General features: G+C 72.2%; 16 protein-coding genes. 8 read left to right on the forward strand and 8 right to left on the reverse strand.

Annotated elements, in window-relative coordinates:
• Window positions 1–43: 43 nt before the first annotated feature.
• The 4 genes from ACE1OA_RS04270 (at window position 44) to ACE1OA_RS04285 (ending at window position 3,652) form a co-directional block, all read left to right on the forward strand.
• Complete coding sequence (locus tag ACE1OA_RS04270) at window positions 44–907, forward strand: dihydrodipicolinate synthase family protein (RefSeq protein WP_356602110.1); 864 nt, start codon at window positions 44–46, stop codon at window positions 905–907.
• 30 nt (window positions 908–937) lie between these two features.
• Window positions 938–1,939, forward strand: coding sequence for a proline racemase family protein (locus ACE1OA_RS04275; RefSeq protein ID WP_432752288.1), 1,002 nt, complete (start codon window positions 938–940; stop codon window positions 1,937–1,939).
• Between the two features lie 143 nt (window positions 1,940–2,082).
• On the forward strand, window positions 2,083–2,772 hold the full coding sequence (locus ACE1OA_RS04280) for a GntR family transcriptional regulator (protein ID WP_356601701.1): 690 nt from the start codon (window positions 2,083–2,085) through the stop codon (window positions 2,770–2,772).
• Window positions 2,773–2,887: 115 nt separating this feature from the next.
• On the forward strand, window positions 2,888–3,652 hold the full coding sequence (locus tag ACE1OA_RS04285) for a hypothetical protein (RefSeq protein ID WP_432752289.1): 765 nt from the start codon (window positions 2,888–2,890) through the stop codon (window positions 3,650–3,652).
• Window positions 3,653–3,720: 68 nt separating this feature from the next.
• On the opposite strand, the gene ACE1OA_RS04290 is transcribed toward ACE1OA_RS04285, so the two are convergent.
• The 6 genes from ACE1OA_RS04290 to ACE1OA_RS04315 form a co-directional block, all read right to left on the reverse strand.
• A complete protein-coding gene (locus tag ACE1OA_RS04290; protein WP_432752290.1) occupies window positions 3,721–4,395 on the reverse strand; it encodes a potassium-transporting ATPase subunit C in 675 nt (224 codons plus the stop codon).
• Window positions 4,396–4,403: 8 nt separating this feature from the next.
• The gene (kdpB, locus tag ACE1OA_RS04295) at window positions 4,404–6,512 is read right to left on the reverse strand and encodes a potassium-transporting ATPase subunit KdpB (RefSeq protein ID WP_432752291.1); all 2,109 of its coding nucleotides are present in this window, start codon (window positions 6,510–6,512) and stop codon (window positions 4,404–4,406) included.
• Window positions 6,509–8,173 carry a potassium-transporting ATPase subunit KdpA gene (kdpA, locus tag ACE1OA_RS04300; protein ID WP_432752292.1) on the reverse strand — a complete coding sequence of 555 codons (1,665 nt, stop codon included), beginning with the start codon at window positions 8,171–8,173 and terminating at the stop codon, window positions 6,509–6,511. The genes kdpB and kdpA overlap by 4 nt, the downstream gene beginning before the upstream one ends.
• Window positions 8,174–8,181: 8 nt before the next feature.
• Window positions 8,182–8,271 (reverse strand): K(+)-transporting ATPase subunit F, encoded by a 90-nt coding sequence (kdpF, locus tag ACE1OA_RS04305; protein WP_356606524.1) that lies wholly within the window; start codon window positions 8,269–8,271, stop codon window positions 8,182–8,184.
• A gap of 335 nt (window positions 8,272–8,606) precedes the next feature.
• A complete protein-coding gene (locus tag ACE1OA_RS04310; protein WP_384866573.1) occupies window positions 8,607–9,929 on the reverse strand; it encodes an ROK family protein in 1,323 nt (440 codons plus the stop codon).
• Window positions 9,930–10,161: 232 nt separating this feature from the next.
• A complete protein-coding gene (locus ACE1OA_RS04315) occupies window positions 10,162–12,357 on the reverse strand; it encodes a discoidin domain-containing protein (RefSeq protein WP_432752293.1) in 2,196 nt (731 codons plus the stop codon).
• Window positions 12,358–12,597: 240 nt separating this feature from the next.
• On the opposite strand from ACE1OA_RS04315, the gene ACE1OA_RS04320 reads away from it, so the two are divergent.
• From ACE1OA_RS04320 to ACE1OA_RS04335, 4 genes are all read left to right on the forward strand, one after another.
• Window positions 12,598–13,563, forward strand: a complete 966-nt coding sequence (locus ACE1OA_RS04320; RefSeq protein ID WP_384866569.1) for a pirin family protein — start codon at window positions 12,598–12,600, stop codon at window positions 13,561–13,563.
• A gap of 232 nt (window positions 13,564–13,795) precedes the next feature.
• Window positions 13,796–14,140: a tetratricopeptide repeat protein gene (locus ACE1OA_RS04325; RefSeq protein WP_356780556.1), complete on the forward strand. Its 345-nt coding sequence runs from the start codon at window positions 13,796–13,798 to the stop codon at window positions 14,138–14,140.
• Between the two features lie 154 nt (window positions 14,141–14,294).
• Window positions 14,295–14,789: a hypothetical protein gene (locus ACE1OA_RS04330; RefSeq protein WP_356606514.1), complete on the forward strand. Its 495-nt coding sequence runs from the start codon at window positions 14,295–14,297 to the stop codon at window positions 14,787–14,789.
• Between the two features lie 173 nt (window positions 14,790–14,962).
• Window positions 14,963–15,604, forward strand: coding sequence for a DUF305 domain-containing protein (locus ACE1OA_RS04335; protein WP_386541755.1), 642 nt, complete (start codon window positions 14,963–14,965; stop codon window positions 15,602–15,604).
• A 90-nt stretch (window positions 15,605–15,694) separates the two neighbouring features.
• On the opposite strand, the gene ACE1OA_RS04340 is transcribed toward ACE1OA_RS04335, so the two are convergent.
• Together ACE1OA_RS04340 and ACE1OA_RS04345 are read right to left on the reverse strand one after the other, a co-directional pair.
• Complete coding sequence (locus tag ACE1OA_RS04340) at window positions 15,695–16,135, reverse strand: GNAT family N-acetyltransferase (protein WP_356606510.1); 441 nt, start codon at window positions 16,133–16,135, stop codon at window positions 15,695–15,697.
• On the reverse strand, window positions 16,132–17,823 hold the full coding sequence (locus ACE1OA_RS04345) for an amidohydrolase (RefSeq protein ID WP_432752294.1): 1,692 nt from the start codon (window positions 17,821–17,823) through the stop codon (window positions 16,132–16,134). The genes ACE1OA_RS04340 and ACE1OA_RS04345 overlap by 4 nt, the downstream gene beginning before the upstream one ends.
• Window positions 17,824–17,866 lie beyond the last annotated feature (43 nt).

Consider the following 17,866-nt stretch of genomic DNA (forward strand, 5'->3'; position numbering starts at 1 on the left):
CGCCTCCCCGCACTGGACCCCCTCCCGCCCGTGGCGCGGCATCATGGTCGCCACCGCCCTCCCCTTCAGGGACGACCTGTCCGTCGACCACGACGCATACGCCGCCCACGTCCGCTGGCTCCTCGACCAGGGCTGCGACGGCGTGGTGCCCAACGGCTCGCTCGGCGAGTACCAGACCCTGACCGACGAGGAGCGCGCCCGGGTCGTCCGTACGGCGGTCGAGGCGGCGGGCGACGGGGCCCGGGTGATGCCCGGCGTCGCGGCCTACGGCAGTGCCGCGTCGCGCCGCTGGGCCGAGCAGGCCGCCGAGGCGGGCTGCGGCTCCGTCCTGCTGCTGCCGCCCAACGCCTACCGCGCCGATCACGCGGCGGTCCGGGCGCACTACGCCGAGGTGGCCGCCGCCGGGCTTCCGGTCGTCGCCTACAACAACCCGCACGACACGAAGGTCGACCTCACCCCCGCCCTGCTCGCCGAACTGCACGCGGCCGGGCACATCGTGGCCGTGAAGGAGTTCAGCGGCGACGTCCGCCGCGGCTACGAGATCGCCGAACTCGCCCCCGAACTCGACCTCCTGATCGGCGCCGACGACGTACTGCTCGAACTGGCCGTGGCGGGCGCGGTCGGCTGGGTCGCGGGCTACCCGAACGCCTTCCCGGCCTCCTGCGCGGAGCTCTACCACGCGGCGGTGGCCGGCGACCTGGAGCGCGCGCTGCCGCTCTACCGGGCCCTGCACCCGCTGCTGCGCTGGGACTCCAGGACGGAGTTCGTCCAGTCGATCAAGCTGTCCATGGACATCGCCGGCCGCACCGGCGGCCCGTGCCGCCCGCCGCGCTCGCCCCTCGCCGGTGCCGTCGCCGCCGACGTACGGGCCGCCACCGAGAAGGCCGTCGCCGACGGCCGCCGCTGACCCGATCAGGCACCGAGAGGAGTCCCCACGTTGCGCACCCGTCACGTGTTCCACGCCGTCGACTCGCACACCGAAGGCATGCCCACCCGTGTCGTCACCGGAGGTGTCGGGGTGATCCCCGGCGCCACCATGGCCGAACGCCGTCTGCACTTCCTCGAACACCTGGACCACCTGCGGACGCTGCTGATGTACGAGCCGCGCGGCCACGCCTCCATGAGCGGCGCCATACTCCAGCCGCCGACCAGGCCGGACGCCGACTTCGGGGTGCTCTACATCGAGGTGTCCGGGCTCCTGCCCATGTGCGGGCACGGCACCATCGGGGTGGCGACCGTCCTGGTGGAGACGGGGATGGTGCCGGTCAGCGAACCCGTGACCACCGTCCACCTCGACACCCCCGCCGGGCTGGTGCGGGCGGAGGTCCGGGTCGAGGACGGCGCCGCGAAGGCGGTGTCGCTCACCAACGTGCCCGCCTTCTGCGCCGCCCTCGACCGCGAGGTGAAGGTGCCGGGCCTGGGCACCGTCGCGTACGACCTGGCGTTCGGCGGCAATTTCTACGCCTTCGTCGACCTGGACGCGCTCGGCCTGCCCTTCGACCGGGAGCGCAAGGAGGACCTGCTCGCGGCCGGTCTGGCGATCATGGCGGCGATCAACGAGTCCGATCGGCCCGTTCATCCGGTCCACCCGGAGATCGGCGGGCTCAAGCACGTGTACCTCACCGCGCCCGGCTCCGACGCCCGGCACTCGCGGCACGCCATGGCCATCCATCCGGGCTGGTTCGACCGCTCCCCGTGCGGCACCGGGACCTCCGCGCGGATGGCCCAGCTGCACGCGCGCGGACTGCTGCCACTGGGACGGGACTTCGTCAACGAATCCTTCATCGGCACCCGGTTCACCGGCCGGCTGGTCGAGGAGACCGAGGTGGGCGGCGTCCCCGCCGTGGTTCCCGTCATCACCGGGCGGGCGTGGATCACCGGCACCGCGCAGTACTTCCTGGACCCGGACGACCCGTTCCCCGGCGGGTTCCTGCTGTGACGTGCGCGCGAACACGCCCTGGGCGGGATTCCGTTGCCTGGTCCCGGTCTGTCGACGACCGTGAAAACGTGACATTGTACGCTGATGCACCGCCCGGACCCGGAAGCCGGGCGGCGTGACAAGCGGAAGTCGGGGAACGGCACATGGGCCATCTGAAGACGAGCCATCTCATCACCACGCGCGAGCGGTTGCGCGACCAGGTGGCCCACGCGCTGCGGGCCGCGCTGATATCGGGTGAACTACGGCCCGGCCAGGTGTACTCGGCGCCCGGCCTGGCCGAGGACTTCGGCGTGTCCGCGACCCCCGTCCGGGAGGCCATGCTCGACCTGGCACGCGAGGGGCTGGTCGAGCCGGTGCGCAACAAGGGCTTCCGGGTCACCGAGGTCGACGAGCGCGATCTCGACCAGTACACGGACATCCGGCTGCTGATCGAGGTGCCGACCGTCGGCCGGGTCACGCTCACGGCGGACCGCGCGGACCTCCGGGCGCTGCGCCCGATCGCCGAGGAGATCGTGGCGGCGGCCCGGGCCCACGACCTCATCGGGTACCTGGAGTCCGACCGCCGCTTCCACCTCACGCTGCTCGGCCTGTCGGGGAACCAGCGGCTGGTCGAGACCGTCGGCGACCTGCGCAAGCGGTCCCGGCTGTACGGCCTGACCGCGCTGGACGAGCGGGGTGAGCTGCTGCCCTCGGCCGAGGAGCACCTGGAACTGCTCGACCTCATGCTGGCCGGCGACGCGATGGGCGCGGAGGCGTGCATGGTCCGCCATCTCAGCCATGTGCGCTCGCTGTGGGCCCGGGGCGGCTCCGCCGCCGGACCCGCGGCCCAGTGACGTTTCGTGCCCGGCGCGCGCTGAACGAAGCGTGAACACGGTGACAGGGTGGATTCCGGTGGACGGGCGACGACGCGGCGGGCGCGCACGAGCGGGCATGCGGGTGCGTGGCTGAATGTTCCGTCTCTCCCTGCGCTCCTGGCTGTTCCTCACGGTGCCCGTGGCCGCCCTGCTGGTGATCGTCGCGATGCTGTCGTCTCCGTCCACCCGGTCCCGGGGGGACACGCCGGCGCTGCCGCCCGTCCCCGCCACCCCGCTCCCGGACGCCGCGCTGCCCGGCGGCGCGACCGCCCAGCTCTCCAAGTGCCGGGTGGACGACGGACCCCGGCCCACGGCGGTCGGCGAGGGCGAGAGGGACGCGCTGCCGCAGCTGGTCTACGGGGGCTACGGCGCCGAGGACTCGGGACCGGGGCGCGGCCGGCCGCACTTCACCGTCCACATGGCGGTCGCGGTCGGACACCGTCCTCTCCTGCTCGGAGCCCCGGTGTCCGCGGGCCGGGTCACGCTCGACGTCTTCGGCCCGCACGGCGAGGGCCGGCGGGCCTCCGTCCGCGGGCTCACGGCGACGGTCGTCACGGACGGCTTCCCCTCCGAGGCGGTGCCTCCCCCGCCCGGCGGCTTCCACGTCGCCCCCGGCAAGACGCTGTCGCTCGACGTGGAGCTGCCGGCCGCGGCACTCTGCCCCGGCTACACGCTCTTCACCGTGGGCTCCTGTTCTCCGGAGCGGACGAACGACGCGCAGGACTGCCCGGTGCTGACGCTCACCCTCTCGGACCCGGCCGTGCGGGACTACCGCGCGGCGGTGACCGGCCGGGACCCTGCCTCGACGAGCGACCGGCTGGTCGCGGTGTCCCTGGAGCCGGAGATCTCCGGGGCGTGAGCCCGTGGGGCCGGCCCCACCGGCTCACGGTGCGGTCCGCCTGAGAGGACCGCGCCCGGGTGCCGGCGTCAGCCCGCGGCGGCCACCAGGGACCTGAGGGCGATGTTGAGCTTCAGGACGTTGACACGGGGCTCGCCGACGAAGCCGAGGAGGCGGTCCTCGGTGTGGCCGGCGACGAGCTTCTCGACCCGGTCCACGGGGAGGTGGTTCCTCTCCGCGACCCGGCGGACCTGGAGTTCGGCGTATTCCGGGGAGATGTGCGGGTCCAGGCCGGAGCCGGAGGACGTGACGGCGTCGGCCGGCACGTCGGACGGCTTCACCGGGTGGCCCGCGGTGGAGTTGTCCGCGACGACGGCCGCCTTCGCGTCGGTGACCCATGTGATCAGGTCCGCGTTGTCACCCGAGCGGTTGGTGGCGCCGGAAAGAATGATCTCGTACTGGGTGTTGACGCTGTTCGTGCCGAGCCCGTTGGACGGGCGCGGCTGGAACCACCGCAGGTCGGGCTCGGGCGTCTTCTGCCCGTCCTTCAGCGGCAGGTCGTACGTCTGGCCGATGAGCTCGGAGCCGACGACCCTCCCGTCGCCGTCCCTGATCGGCGACCCGTCGGCCTTGCCGGGGAAGGCGAGCCGGGCGACGCCGGTGACGGCCAGCGGGTAGAGCACGCCGCAGACGAGGGTCAGGACGAGCAGGGCGCGCAGGCCCGCCCAGAGCACGCGGCCGGTGTTTCCTACCGAGTTGTTCATGACGACGATCAGCCGATTCCGGGGATGAGGGAGAGGAGCAGGTCGATGAGCTTGATGCCGACGAAGGGGGCAACCAGGCCGCCGAGTCCGTAGAGGCCGAGGTTGCGGCGGAGCAGCCGGTCGGCGCTCGTGGGCCGGTAGCGGACGCCCTTCAGCGCGAGCGGGACCAGGGCCACGATGACCAGCGCGTTGAAGACGACGGCGGACAGGATCGCGGACTCGGGTGAGGCCAGCCCCATGATGTCGAGCCTGTCCAGCGAGGGGTAGGCGACCGCGAAGATCGCGGGGATGATCGCGAAGTACTTCGCGACGTCGTTGGCGATCGAGAAGGTCGTCAACGCACCGCGGGTGATGAGGAGTTGCTTGCCGATTTCGACGATCTCGATGAGCTTGGTCGGGTCGGAGTCGAGGTCGACCATGTTGCCGGCCTCCTTGGCGGCCGAGGTGCCGGTGTTCATCGCGACGCCGACGTCCGCCTGTGCCAGTGCCGGCGCGTCGTTGGTGCCGTCGCCGGTCATGGCGACGAGCTTGCCACCCGCCTGTTCGCGCTTGATGAGCGCCATCTTGTCCTCGGGCGTGGCCTCGGCGAGGAAGTCGTCGACGCCGGCCTCCTCGGCGATCGCCTTGGCGGTCAGCGGGTTGTCACCCGTGATCATGACCGTCCTGATGCCCATCCGTCGCAGCTCGTCGAAGCGTGCGCGCATGCCCTCCTTGACGACGTCCTTCAGGTGGACGACACCGAGGACACGGGCGCCCCGGTCGTCCTCGACCGCGACGAGGAGCGGTGTGCCGCCGGCCTCGGAGATCCGGTCGGCCAGGGTGGCGGCGTCCGGCGGGACCTCGCCGCCCTGTTCGCGGACCCAGGCGCTGACGGCCCCGGCCGCGCCCTTGCGGGTCCGCCGGCCGTCGACGTCGACGCCCGACATGCGGGTCCGGGCGGTGAACTCGATCCAGGTGGCGCCGGTGAGCTCGCCCTGGCGGCGTTCGCGCAGCCCGTACCTCTCCTTGGCCAGGACGACGACGGACCGGCCCTCGGGGGTCTCGTCGGCGAGCGAGGACAGCTGCGCTGCGTCGGCGAGTTGGGCCTCGGTGACGCCCTCGACCGGGACGAACTCCGACGCCTGGCGGTTGCCCAGGGTGATGGTGCCGGTCTTGTCGAGCAGCAGGGTGGACACGTCGCCGGCGGCCTCGACGGCCCGCCCGGACAGGGCGAGCACGTTGCGCTGGACGAGGCGGTCCATGCCGGCGATGCCGATCGCGGAGAGCAGCGCGCCGATCGTGGTCGGGATCAGGCAGACCAGGAGCGCGGTGAGCACGATCATCGAGGTCTGCTCGTCGGCGCCGGCGTAGATCGCGAAGGGCTTGAGCGTGACGACGGCGAGCAGGAACACGATGGTGAGGGACGCCAGCAGGATGTCGAGGGCGATCTCGTTGGGTGTCTTCTGCCGGGCCGCGCCCTCGACCAGGTTGATCATGCGGTCGAGGAAGGTCTCGCCGGGCTTCGTCGTGATCTTCACGACGATCCGGTCGGACAGCACCTTGGTGCCGCCCGTCACCGCGGACCGGTCACCGCCCGACTCCCGGATGACCGGCGCGGACTCGCCGGTGATGGCCGACTCGTCGACGGAGGCCACCCCCTCGACGACGTCGCCGTCGCCCGGGACGACGTCACCGGCCTCGCAGACCACCCTGTCCCCGACGCGGAGTTCGGTGCCGGGCACCCGTTCCTCGCCGGTCGTGGTGATCCGGCGCGCCACGGTGCCGGTCCGGGCCTTGCGCAGGGTGTCCGCCTGCGCCTTGCCGCGGCCTTCGGCCACCGCCTCCGCGAGGTTGGCGAAGATCGTCGTCAGCCACAGCCACGCGGCGATGGCCCAGCCGAACCAGTCCCCCGGGTCGGCGACCGCCAGGCCGGTGGTGACCACCGATCCGACGAGCACGACGAACATCACGGGCGACTTGATCATGACGCGCGGGTCGAGCTTGCGCAGTGCGTCCGGAAGGGAGGTGAGCAGGTGCCGGGGGTCGAACAGGCCCCCGCCTACGCGCCCGCCGGGGGTCGGCCGCGGTCCGGTCGGCACGTCCGGGTGGGGCGTCCGGGGAGGGGTGATGGTGCTCATGCTGCGAGCCCTTCGGCGAGCGGTCCCAGCGCCAGGGCCGGGAAGTAGGTGAGGCCGGTGATGATCACGATGGTGCCGACGAGGAGTCCGGCGAACAGCGGCTTCTCGGTGCGCAGGGTGCCCGCGCTCTCGGGGACGGACCGCTGTTCGGCGAGCGAGCCGGCGAGGGCCAGGACGAACACCATGGGCAGGAAGCGGCCGAGCAGCATCGCGATGCCGATCGTCGTGTTGAACCACTGGGTGTCCGCGTTCAGGCCCGCGAAGGCGGACCCGTTGTTGTTGGCGCCGGAGGTGTAGGCGTAGAGGATCTCGGAGAAGCCGTGCGCGCCGGTGTTCGTCATCGAGCCGGCCGGGGTCGGCAGGGCCAGCGCGACGGCGGTGAAGCAGAGCACGAGGGCGGGGGTGACGAGGAGGTAGCAGGCGGCGAACGTGATCTGGCGGGTGCCGATCTTCTTGCCCAGGTACTCGGGCGTGCGGCCGACCATCAGTCCGGCGACGAACACCGCGATGACCGCCATGATCAGCATGCCGTAGAGGCCGGAGCCGACACCGCCGGGCGCGATCTCGCCGAGCTGCATGCCCAGCATCGTGATCCCGCCGCCGAACCCGGTGTACGAGGAGTGGAACGAGTTCACCGCGCCGGTCGAGGTGAGCGTGGTCGCCACGGCGAAGATCGACGAGCCGGCGATCCCGAAGCGGGTCTCCTTGCCCTCCATCGCGCCGCCGGCCAGGTCGAACGCCGGGCCGTGGTGCGCGAACTCCGTCCACATCATCAGCGCGGTGAAGCCGAGCCAGATGCCCGCCATCGTGCCGAGGATCGCGTACCCCTGCCGGAGCGAGCCGACCATCCGGCCGAAGGTCCGCGTCAGCGCGAAGGGGATGACCAGGATCAGGTAGATCTCGAAGAGGTTGGACAGGCCGTCGGGGTTCTCGAAGGGGTGGGCCGAGTTGGCGTTGAAGTAGCCGCCGCCGTTGGTGCCCAGCTCCTTGATGACCTCCTGGGAGGCGACCGCCCCTCCGTTCCACTGCTGGGTGCCGCCCGTGAACCGGCCGACCTCGTGGATGCCGGAGAAGTTCTGTATCGCCCCGCAGGCGACGAGGACCAGGGCGCCGACCACGGAGATCGGCAGCAGGACACGGACGGTGCCACGGACCAGGTCGGCCCAGAAGTTGCCCAGTTCACCGGTACGGGAGCGGGCGAAGCCGCGGACCAGCGCGACCGCGACCGCGATGCCGACGGCCGCCGACACGAAGTTCTGCACCGCGAGGCCGCCGGTCTGCACGACGTGGCCCATGGCCTGCTCGCCGTAGTACGACTGCCAGTTGGTGTTCGCGACGAAGGAGGCGGCCGTGTTGAACGCCTGGTCCGGGTCGATGGAGGCGAAGCCGAGCGACCCCGGCAGGGAGCCCTGCACGCGCTGGAGCAGGTAGAGGAAGAGGACGCTCACCGCGGAGAAGGCGAGCACGCCGCGCAGATAGGCGGGCCAGCGCATCTCCACCGACGGATTCGCGCCGATCGCCTGGTAGATCCACTTCTCGGGCCGGTAGTGCCGCTCCGAGGAGTAGACGCGCGCCATGTGGTCACCCAGCGGCCGGTACGACAGACCGAGCGCGGCGACCAGGGCGAGGAGCTGGAGCACTCCAGCGAGGACGGGACTCATATCCGTGCTCAGAACCTCTCCGGCTTGACGAGGGCGAGGACGAGATATCCCAGCAGGGCGGCGGCGACGATCAGGCCGACGATGTTCTCGGGGGTCACAGCTTCGCCACCCCCTTGGCGATGAAGGCCACCAGCGCGAAGACCGCGAGCGTGGTGACGACGAAGGCCAGATCGGCCATCGTGGGCTCCTGAGTGAAGGACGGTTTCTCGGACAAGACGAGAAAACCCCCCTTCCCGCAGGTCGCCGCGGTCGTTGACGCCTCCCATACGCCGCGCGGTCCGGTCTTGACGCTTCCCCTACGAGCGGCCCGGGACGGGATACGGGCGCGGGATCCCGGCCGTCACCCGCCACCGTGGCCGGCCCGCCCGCCGGTCACCCGCCGCCGGTCACCCGCTGTTCGCCCGCCCGTCGTCCGTGGCCCGCCCCGCGCGGCTCAGTGCGCCGCCCGCTCCTGGAGGGTGGTCCGCCAGGCCGGGACCGGCTCCTCCGGGTCGGCCTCCGCCGGACGCCCGCCGCGCCCGAAGAAGTCGGCGAGCGGCAGGATCGCGGCGCCGACGGTGACGGCGTCCGGCCCGAGGGTGCCGAGCTCGATCCGTACGCGGGCGGCCGGATAGGCGAGGGCGTAGGACGTGGCGTGGGCGCGGACGGAGTCCAGGAAGCGGGAGCCGAGCTGGAGGCCCGCCCAGCCGCCGACGAGGATGCGCTCGGGCTGGAAGAGGTTGATCAGGTCCGCGAATCCGGCGCCCAGGTACTCCGCGGTCTCCTCCAGGACGGCCAGGGCCGTGGCGTCGGGCTCGGGAACGGTGCCGTCGGGGGCCGGGGTCGGGTACGCGGCGGCGAGCATCGCGGTCAGCGCGGTCTCCTCGGCTGCCCCGGCGGGCGGCTCGCCGCCGGCCTCCGCCCACCGCTCCAGGAGCGCCTCCGCCCCCGCGTAGGCCTCCAGGCAGCCCTGGGCCCCACATCGGCAGCGGCGGCCTCGTACCCGTACGGTCAGATGCCCCCACTCGACGGCGCGGCCGGGCCGCATGTCGTCGGTGACGACGCAGGCGCCGACACCCGAGCCGAACAGCACGACGACGGCGCTGTCGGCGCCCCGCCCGGCGCCGAACCACATCTCGGCCTGCCCGAGCGTCTTGGCCCCGTTGTCGATGTAGTACGGCACGCTCGCCGGCAGCCGCACCGACTCGCGCAGCAGACGCTCCAGCGGGACGGCGTCCCAGCCGATGGTCTGGCCGTGCACCACGGCGCCGTCCTCGGGTGTACCGGCGACGATGCCCGGGACGCCGACGCCGACGCCGAGGAGCCGCTCGGGCGCGATGCCGGCCCGGTCGAGGACCTCGGCGATGCCCTCGCGCAGGTGCCCGACGACGACGCCCACGTCGAACCGGTCGGTACGCCGCGGCCCTTCGGGCGCAAGGGGGTGCTCCACACGGGCGAGTTCCGTGAGGGCGAGGTCGAAGAGTTCGATCCGGACCCTGGTCTCGCCGACGTCCACGCCGATCATGTAGCCGCTGTCCGGACGGATGCGCAGGAGAGTGCGCGGTCGCCCGCCGGCGGAGTCGACGCTGCCGGCCTCCTCCACCAGTCCTTCGGCGACCAGTTCGGCCACCACGTTGCTCACCGAACCGGAGCTCAGTCCCGTGACCGGCCCCAGCGAGAAGCGGCTCAGCGGCCCGTCGAAGTACAACCGTTGCAACACCGCGGTACGGTTCTCCCGCCGCAGATCACGCACCGTACGACCACTGCGCACTGTCACCGTGCCCCCTCGTTGTCAGTCCCTACAGGCAACATACCTCTGCCGCACCCTGGGCGCGCCCTTCACTTGGGCTTTAACTCACATCCTAAATTAAGAGGTGCGGGGCTTCAGGAGCTGAACGCGGGGCGCTCCGCCCACGACTTTCCGGCCGTGAGCAAGGAAAGGGCCTCCGGCCCGAGGGGCCGGAGGCGGAGGGAGGGGTGGGGGCCGGGGCCGCGCCCCGGCCGTCGGGTCAGGGGAACGAGACCACCGTGGACGGGACCGTCGAGGTGCCCGAGGTGGGTGCGCCGGTGTCGTTGATGACGTGGTCGTACTGGCCGTTGCCGCTGAGCGAGACGACGAGCAGGCTGTGGAACTTCACTCCCGGTTTCACCGGTGCCTTGAACCCGTGGGCCTGAACGATGGTCGGGTCCACGTTGTAGTAGCAGTAGCTGCCCAGGCCCCAGCCCTCGTGGGTGGTGACGGAGTCGTCGACGCGGTAGGCGGCGTAGCCCTTGGTGGAGCCGTTCTGGATGGCGGCCTGGTCGGGGGCGTCGTAGGCCTTCTCGTTCTGGAAGAAGATCGTCTTGCCGCGTTCGCCGTACCATTCGACGTCGTACTTGTTGAAGTGCTCGACGAACAGGCCGGTGGCCAGGACGTCGTCGCCGTTGACGCGGACGCCGTAGTCGGCTCGGTTGGTCTCCCAGCCGACGCCCTCGCCGTGGTCGGCGCGCCATACCCAGGTGTGGTCGATGATGGTGTCGTCGTTGTTGACGACCATGCTGGTGGTGGCCTTGCCGGGGCCGGCTCCGCCGATGCGGACGTAGACGTCCTGCACGGTGGTGGGGTTGGCGGAGTGGTCGGCGGAGGCGTCGGCCGGGCCGATCTCCAGCAGGGTCGGGGAGTTGACCGGCCCGGCGTCCACGAGGAAGCCGGCGAGGCGCACGCCGTCGACGTCCGCGACCCTCATCGCGGTGACACCGTTGTCCGGGATGATGGTGGCCAGGCCGAGGCCGAGGACGATGGTGTTCGCCCGGCCGACGTCGATGGTCCGGTCGACGTGGTAGACACCCGGGGTGAACAGCAGGTGCAGGCCCTGGGCCAGCGCCTGGTTGATCGTGGCGGCGGTGGCGCCGGGCTTGACCACGTAGAACCGGCTCAGCGGGATGGACTCGCCCTGCGGGGTGCCGGTGGCCCAGGTGGTGCCGCGCGCGTTCACCCGCCTGGCCGGCGCGAAGACCTTGTACTCGTTGCCGTCGAGGTAGAGGAAGGGCTTCTCGCGGGAGACCGGGGTGGTGTCCAGCGTGGTGTACCGCGGCTCCGGGAAACCGGTGGCGGGGGCGCCCTCGACACCCGAGAAGGTCTGGTTCCAGACGCTGTTGGACCAGCCGCCGACGGCACTGTCCCGGGTGTACCACTGCTGCTGCGAGTAGTTGCCGACCTGACCGTCGATCCTGGAGTCGGCGATGAAGCCGCCACTGGCCCAGCCGTACCCGTTCGGCGCCAGATTGAGCCCGCCCCTGACGTGCATCCGACGGAACGAGGACGCCTGCGCGACCGCCCACCGGTTCGTCCCGCTCACCGGGTTGAGGGTCAGACCCTCCGCACCACGCCAGAAGTTCTGCGTCGCGTTGCCGTTGAACCAGCCCGCGTCGACGGTCACATCACCGTTGATGACCGTGTCACCGGGACGCAGACCCAGACCCGCGATCTGCGTGTAGAAGCCGATCTGCGCGTTCAGGGTCCCGTAGGTGCCAGGCTTGAACAGGAAGGCGTGCCGGCCCGAGCCGAACTGCGCCGACTCCTGCTCCCGGAACACCTGGTCCAGCGTGCCCTGGATGTTCGGGGTCGAAGGGTCGAAGACGTGGACGTTGGGGCCGAGGTCCCCGCCACCGGGCAGCGTGGGGCCGCCGCCGGAGGTGCCGTACACCTGGAACTCCCAGAGGGAGTAGCCGTACACCGTGGCGCGGGTGGTGCCGGTGAGCCGGACGTGCCGGGCGTTCCCGGTGACCGCGACGCTCTCGTTGCCACCGGCGCCGGTGGTCGTGGAGTGGGCGGTCGTCCAGGTGGTGCCGTCGGTGGAGAACTCGATGCGGTAGGCCTTCGCGTACGCCGCCTCCCAGCGCAGGTCGACGCGCTCGACGGCGGCGGTGGAGCCGAGGTCGATCTGGATCCACTGGGGGTCGGCGAAGGCGCTGGACCAGCGCGTGCCGACGTCGCCGTCGACCGCGGCGGCCGCGGGGGTGCCGCCGTTCTCCTGACTGGAGACGGTGACGGACTTGCCCTGGGAGAGCAGGACCGGCGCCGCCTGTGCGGCGGGGGTGGGAAGCAGGGCGAGCAGCGTGACGACCAGGGCGCCGACGACCGCGAGGGCCAGGGCGCCGCGGCCTGGCGCGGTGCGTCGTCCAGGGGGCGGTGCCGCCGCCACGGGTATGCCGATGAAAGGCATGAAGTGGGCTCCTTGGAAGGGGAGTTGGGGGGAACGGCAAGGTGCGCAAGAGCGTTCTCCCGCACCTTGCCCGGCTCCCCGGCCGGGGTCAATGACTCCGACACGCCTTTTCTCATGTCTTTCATTAAGCCGATGAAGGGTTGGGGCGGGCCCACCCCCATGCCTCGCCTTCGCAAAGACACCGGACCGCGGCACCGGTATTGCTGCTGACCGCCCCGCGCCCGGGCTAGGTTGTGCCGCATGAGCAACCTTGACCGTCAGGCAGTGCCGAGCGTCTGCGGTGGCCGCGGCTTCGTCGTCGCCGAGCCCGTCCGCGAGCTCCTGAGCCCCCGTCGTGTTCAGCTCGGCGGGTCGACCGAAGTCCGCCGCCTGCTGCCGAACCTCGGCCGCCGCATGATCGGCGCCTGGGCCTTCGTGGACCACTACGGCCCCGACGACATCGCGGACGAGCCGGGGATGCAGGTCCCGCCGCACCCGCACATGGGACTGCAGACCGTCAGCTGGCTCCACGACGGCGAGGTGCTCCACCGCGACAGCACCGGCAGCCTGCAGACCATCCGGCCGCGCGAGCTGGGCCTGATGACGTCCGGCCGGGCGATCTCGCACTCCGAGGAGAGCCCCAGGAAGCACGCCCGACTGCTGCACGGCGCGCAGCTGTGGGTGGCCCTGCCGGACGCGCACCGCCACGTGGAGCCGCATTTCGAGCACCACGCCGAACTGCCCACGGTCACCGCCCCCGGCCTCACTGCCACCGTGATCCTGGGCGACGTCGACGGGTCGGCCTCGCCGGGCACGACGTACACGCCGCTCGTCGGCGCCGACCTCGCGCTCGCCGCCGGCACCGAGACGCGGCTCCCCCTGGTGCCCGACTTCGAGTACGGCGTCCTGTCGATGTCCGGCGAGGTGCACGTCGACGGCGTCCCCGTACTGCCGGGCTCGATGCTCTACCTCGGCTGCGGACGGAGCGAACTGCCGCTGCGCGCCTCGTCGGACGCGGCGGTCATGCTGCTCGGCGGCGAGCCGTTCGAGGAGGAGCTGATCATGTGGTGGAACTTCGTCGGACGCACCCAGGAGGAGATCGAGCAGGCCCGCGAGGACTGGATGTCCGGCACGCGTTTCGGCGAGGTGAAGGGGTACGACGGCGACCCGCTGGACGCGCCGTCGTTGCCCGCGACCGCGCTCAAGCCCCGCGGCCGCACGCGATAGGGCGCCACCCCGCCACCCTTGCGGGTGATGGCCCGCCTGCGCCACCGGCGCCGCCCCTCCCGACCGCGGGCGGGACGGCGCCGCATGCGTGCGCACGTCCGTGCGAGGGTTCCCGCCCGCAAAACGGACGCACGACGACCGGGACAGGTAGTGGAATTTTCAATCACCCTGCGGTGTTGTCGGAGGTGACGCCCTCCGGGGCGGGAGGCACGAACGCTGCGAAGGAGACGAAGTGAGCGACACGTACTACGAGTTCGGTACGGCCGCCGAGCGCTGGGACCGCGCCCGTATGTTCTTCGGGACGAAGGAGTACCTGACGGCCGCCCGGATCCTGCGGGGCCTGGTCGCCGAGCACCCCGAGCAGACCGCCCAGCGGCTCCTGCTGGCCCGCGCCTACTACCACTCCGCCCAGCTCTCCCGCGCCGAGACCGAGCTCCGCGCCGTCCTGGACCGGGACCCGGTGGAGCACTACGCCCGCCTCATGCTCGGCCGCACGCTGGAGCGCCAGGGCCGGGCCGCCGAGGCCAGGCCGCACCTGCGGATGGCGGCGGCGATGTCCGGCGAGCAGCTCGACTGACGCGGCCGGAAGGCCGGGGCCGGAGGCCGGGAGCGACGACCGAGGACGGCCGCCGGCTCCGGCCACCGCGGGTACGCCGTTCGGCCGCCGTGAACCACCCACGGCGCGAGGGATTTCGACGCACTCGGTAGGCTCCGGGTAGGAGGTCCGAGCCGTGCACACGGGACGAGTGGAACGCAGCAGCGATCGGGCGGGATGCGCCCTGGCGCACCTGCTGCTCGTCGTGGTGCTCGCGCTCGGCGTCTTCGTGATGCACGTGGTGGGCCACCCCGAGGGCTCGTCCGGCAGCGGTACGGAGTCCGGGGCCATGACCCACACGGGCGCCGCCGGCCACCGGGCACCTGACCGGGGTCCCCTCCTCGCGGCGCCCGGGCACGGAGCGGCGGACAGCGGCACGGCCTCGGCCTCGTGGTCCGCCTCGGCCTCCTCGTCGCCGTCGTCGCACGACTCCGGCATGGCGAGGGACATGTCCTCGCTCTGCGTGGCCGTGCTCGTCGTCTGGCTGCTCGCCGGTCTCGTCCGGGCGGCACTCGCCCGGCGCCCCGACCGGCTCGCCCGTCTCCTCACCGGGCTGACGCCCGTTCTCGGGCCGAACGCACCGCCGCGCCGGCCTCCCGACCTCTCCCGGCTGTCCGTACTGCGGATCTAGAGGGTGTCTCGCCGATCAGGCCGGGCTCGCTGATCCGGCCTGATCGACAAGACACCCCCGTCCCGTCGTCGTCGCGGGCGCCTCGTGGTGCCCGCCGACCCGTGGACGCATCCGCCATCCGCGCGTGCGCGCGTTCGCGCACGCCGTACAGACAGCACAGAGGTGTGTCACAGATGCGTGCCTTCGACAAGAACTCCGTCCGCCGGCTCGTGGTGGCCGGCGCCGCCGTAGCCACCGGTCTCCTGCTCACCGCCTGCGGTTCCGGCGCCGGTGCCGGCAGCGGCCACCCCGGCGGGGCGGACCACCAGGCATCCGCCCCGGCGAGCCCGTCCGGCACCCCGGGCCGGGCGAACGCCACCGGCGCGTTCAACGACGCGGACGTGACGTTCGCGCAGGGGATGATCCCGCACCACCAGCAGGCGCTCGACATGGCGCGGCTCGCCGACGGCCGGGCCGAGGACGCCGCCGTCCGTCGGCTCGCCGCCGCGATCAAGCAGGCGCAGGACCCCGAGATCCGGACCATGCGGACCTGGCTCGCGAGCTGGGGAAGGCCCGAGTCGGCCGGTCACGCGGGACACGGCATGGCCGGGATGATGTCCGCGCAGGACATGAGGGAACTGGCGGCCGTCCGGGGCAGGGACTTCGACCGGACCTTCGCGGAGCTGATGATCGCCCACCACGACGGGGCGGTGCTGATGGCCAGGACGGAACAGCGCGAGGGCCGCGACAAGGCGGCGCTCAAGCTGGCCGACGACGTGGTGCGGGCCCAGTCGGCCGAGATCGCCGAACTGAGGAGGATCCTCGACCGGCTCTGACCGGCGGCATCCCGTGTCCGGGTGGTCCCTCCCGAGGGACCACCCGGACGCGGGTCGCTCGCCGATCCGGCCTGATCGGCAAGACGCCCCTTACGGGACGTAGCGGCGGAAGCCCTGTGCCAGGGCCTCGAAACCGCACGCCTCGTAGAAGGTGTGGACGTACGCGTCGTCCGCCGCCAGGAGCTGGACCTTGTAGCAGCCGGCCGCCTCGCCCAGGCGGACGGCCTCCTCCATCAGCCGGCGGCCGACCCCGCTCCGTCGGAAGGTTCCGGCCACGACCACGTTCTCCACGAACAGGAGGGCGCGGCCACCGCGCGTGAGGTTCGGCACGACGACGCAGTCCGCCGTTCCCGCGACCGCGCCGCCCGCATCGGCCACCAGGACCGTCCGCCCCTGCTGGTGTGAGATGGCTGCCCAGACGGCGTCCGCGGACGCCTGGGGCAGCGGCGGGTCGTCCGGGTTCAACTCGCTGTAGAGACGCAGCAATGCGGAGAGGTCCCCCTCCGTCGCCGGTCGCACGGTGATCTTCATGAGCCGAGCCTACGAGGTGTCCTGGAGCTCTTGCCGGGCTCCCGGCCGGCGACGATCTCGCCGCCCACCACCACGGTCTCGGCGACCGTGCCCGGGATCTCCTCCGGTGCGATGCGGAGGATGTCGCGGGACAGCACGACGAAGTCGGCCAGCTTGCCGACGGTGAGCGAACCCCGTTCGTGCTCGAGGAAGTTGGCGTACGCCGAGCCCATCGTGTAGCCCTCGACGGCGGTGGCGACGTCGATCGTCTCGCCGGGCGTCCAGGGCTCCCCGCCGCCGAGGGGTCGCCGGGTGACGGCCGAGTAGATGCCGACCATGGGGTCCATCTCGGCGACGTTCCAGTCGCTGGAGAGGGCGAGGACGGCTCCCGCGGCGTGCAGGCTCCGCAGCGGCCACGCCTTGTGCCAGCGGTCGGGGCCGATGTTCTCCGCCCAGTCCTGGCCGGGACCGGCGATGTCGGGGGCGGCGTGCCGGGGCTGCATGCAGGCCACGACGCCGAGTTCGGCGAAGCGCGGCGTGTCCGCCGGGTCGAGGCACTCGACGTGGACGACCTGGTGCCGCGCGTCGCGCGGGCCGTTGGCGGTACGGACCTGCTCGACGGCGTCGAGGACCGTGCGGATGCCCCGGTCGCCGGTGGCGTGGACGAAGCACTGGAAGCCCCGGGCGTCGAGACGCGTGAGCAGGCCGGCGAACTCGTCCGCCGGATAGAAGGTGTCCCCGCGGTGGTGGCCGCAGCCCGCGTACGGCTCCAGGAGCGCGGCGGTTCGGGGCTCGACGACGTCGTCGATGTACAGCTTGAGCGGACCGACGCGCAGCCGGTCGTCGGCGAACTTCCGTGCGGCGGCGGCGAACTCGTCGAGGTCCGCCTCGGTGGTGCCGCGGGGGTGGAACAGCGCGGCGACGATACGGGAGCGGAGCCGGCCCTCCGCCCTGGCGCGCTCGAAGAGGGCCAGGTCGTCGAGGGAGTTCTGGGGCTCGACGACGGTGGTGATGCCGAACCCGATGGCGTCGTCGAGGCTCCTGGCGAGCCGGCCGTACTGCCGGTCGGGGGCCGCCCACGGCACGCCGAGTTCGCGCAGCGCGCGGTGTCCCTCGCGGGAGAGCCCCTTGACGGCGAAGTCCTTTACGAAGCCGGTCGGTTCGCCGGTGACGGGGTCGGTGGCGGCCTCCCCGAAGGGCAGGCTGGTCCGGCCCCGGTGCACGCCGAGCCGGCGCAGGGCTGCGGTGTTGAGCCAGGCGGTGTGCACGTCGTAGCTGAGGACGAGGGCGGGGGTGTCGCCGGTGACGGGGTCGAGGTCGGCGGCGGTGGGCATGCGGCCGTCGGGGATGGCCGAGTAGTCGAAGGCCTCGGCCTCGATCCACTCGGCGTCGGGGTGGCTCGCCCGCCACGCCCGTATGCGGGCGTGGACGGCGTCCAGGGTGCGGGCTCCGGCCAGCTGGACACAGGCGTCGTCGGAGCCGAGGCGTACGTGGTTGTGGGCGTCGATGAACCCCGGCAGGACGAGCCTGCCGCCCGCGTCGATCACCTCCGTGTCCGGACCGGTCCACCGCGCGGCGTCGGTCTCGGCGCCGAGCCAGACGATCCGCCCGTCCCGCACGGCGAGCGCCTCGGCCTCCGGGAGGGAGGGGTCGACGGTGTGGATGCGGGCGCGGGTGAGGACGAGGTCGGCGGGGGTGGTGTGGTGCATGGGGCTGGACTCCACGTTCGGGTGGTGGTGTGCGGACGAGGTC

It is taken from the genome of Streptomyces sp. JL2001, from assembly GCF_050917515.1.
Classification (GTDB): domain Bacteria; phylum Actinomycetota; class Actinomycetes; order Streptomycetales; family Streptomycetaceae; genus Streptomyces.

What these genes read in the sequence shown, in the direction of transcription:
- kdpB (WP_432752291.1), bottom strand. Translation starts at nt 6,512, where the DNA reads ATGAGCACCATCACCCCTCCCCGGACGCCCCACCCGGACGTGCCGACC.
- ACE1OA_RS04345 (WP_432752294.1), bottom strand. Translation starts at nt 17,823, where the DNA reads ATGCACCACACCACCCCCGCCGACCTCGTCCTCACCCGCGCCCGCATC.
- ACE1OA_RS04280 (WP_356601701.1), top strand. Translation starts at nt 2,083, where the DNA reads ATGGGCCATCTGAAGACGAGCCATCTCATCACCACGCGCGAGCGGTTG.
- ACE1OA_RS04285 (WP_432752289.1), top strand. Translation starts at nt 2,888, where the DNA reads ATGTTCCGTCTCTCCCTGCGCTCCTGGCTGTTCCTCACGGTGCCCGTG.
- ACE1OA_RS04290 (WP_432752290.1), bottom strand. Translation starts at nt 4,395, where the DNA reads ATGAACAACTCGGTAGGAAACACCGGCCGCGTGCTCTGGGCGGGCCTG.
- ACE1OA_RS04320 (WP_384866569.1), top strand. Translation starts at nt 12,598, where the DNA reads ATGAGCAACCTTGACCGTCAGGCAGTGCCGAGCGTCTGCGGTGGCCGC.
- ACE1OA_RS04340 (WP_356606510.1), bottom strand. Translation starts at nt 16,135, where the DNA reads ATGAAGATCACCGTGCGACCGGCGACGGAGGGGGACCTCTCCGCATTG.
- ACE1OA_RS04335 (WP_386541755.1), top strand. Translation starts at nt 14,963, where the DNA reads ATGCGTGCCTTCGACAAGAACTCCGTCCGCCGGCTCGTGGTGGCCGGC.
- ACE1OA_RS04315 (WP_432752293.1), bottom strand. Translation starts at nt 12,357, where the DNA reads ATGCCTTTCATCGGCATACCCGTGGCGGCGGCACCGCCCCCTGGACGA.
- kdpA (WP_432752292.1), bottom strand. Translation starts at nt 8,173, where the DNA reads ATGAGTCCCGTCCTCGCTGGAGTGCTCCAGCTCCTCGCCCTGGTCGCC.
- ACE1OA_RS04270 (WP_356602110.1), top strand. Translation starts at nt 44, where the DNA reads ATGGTCGCCACCGCCCTCCCCTTCAGGGACGACCTGTCCGTCGACCAC.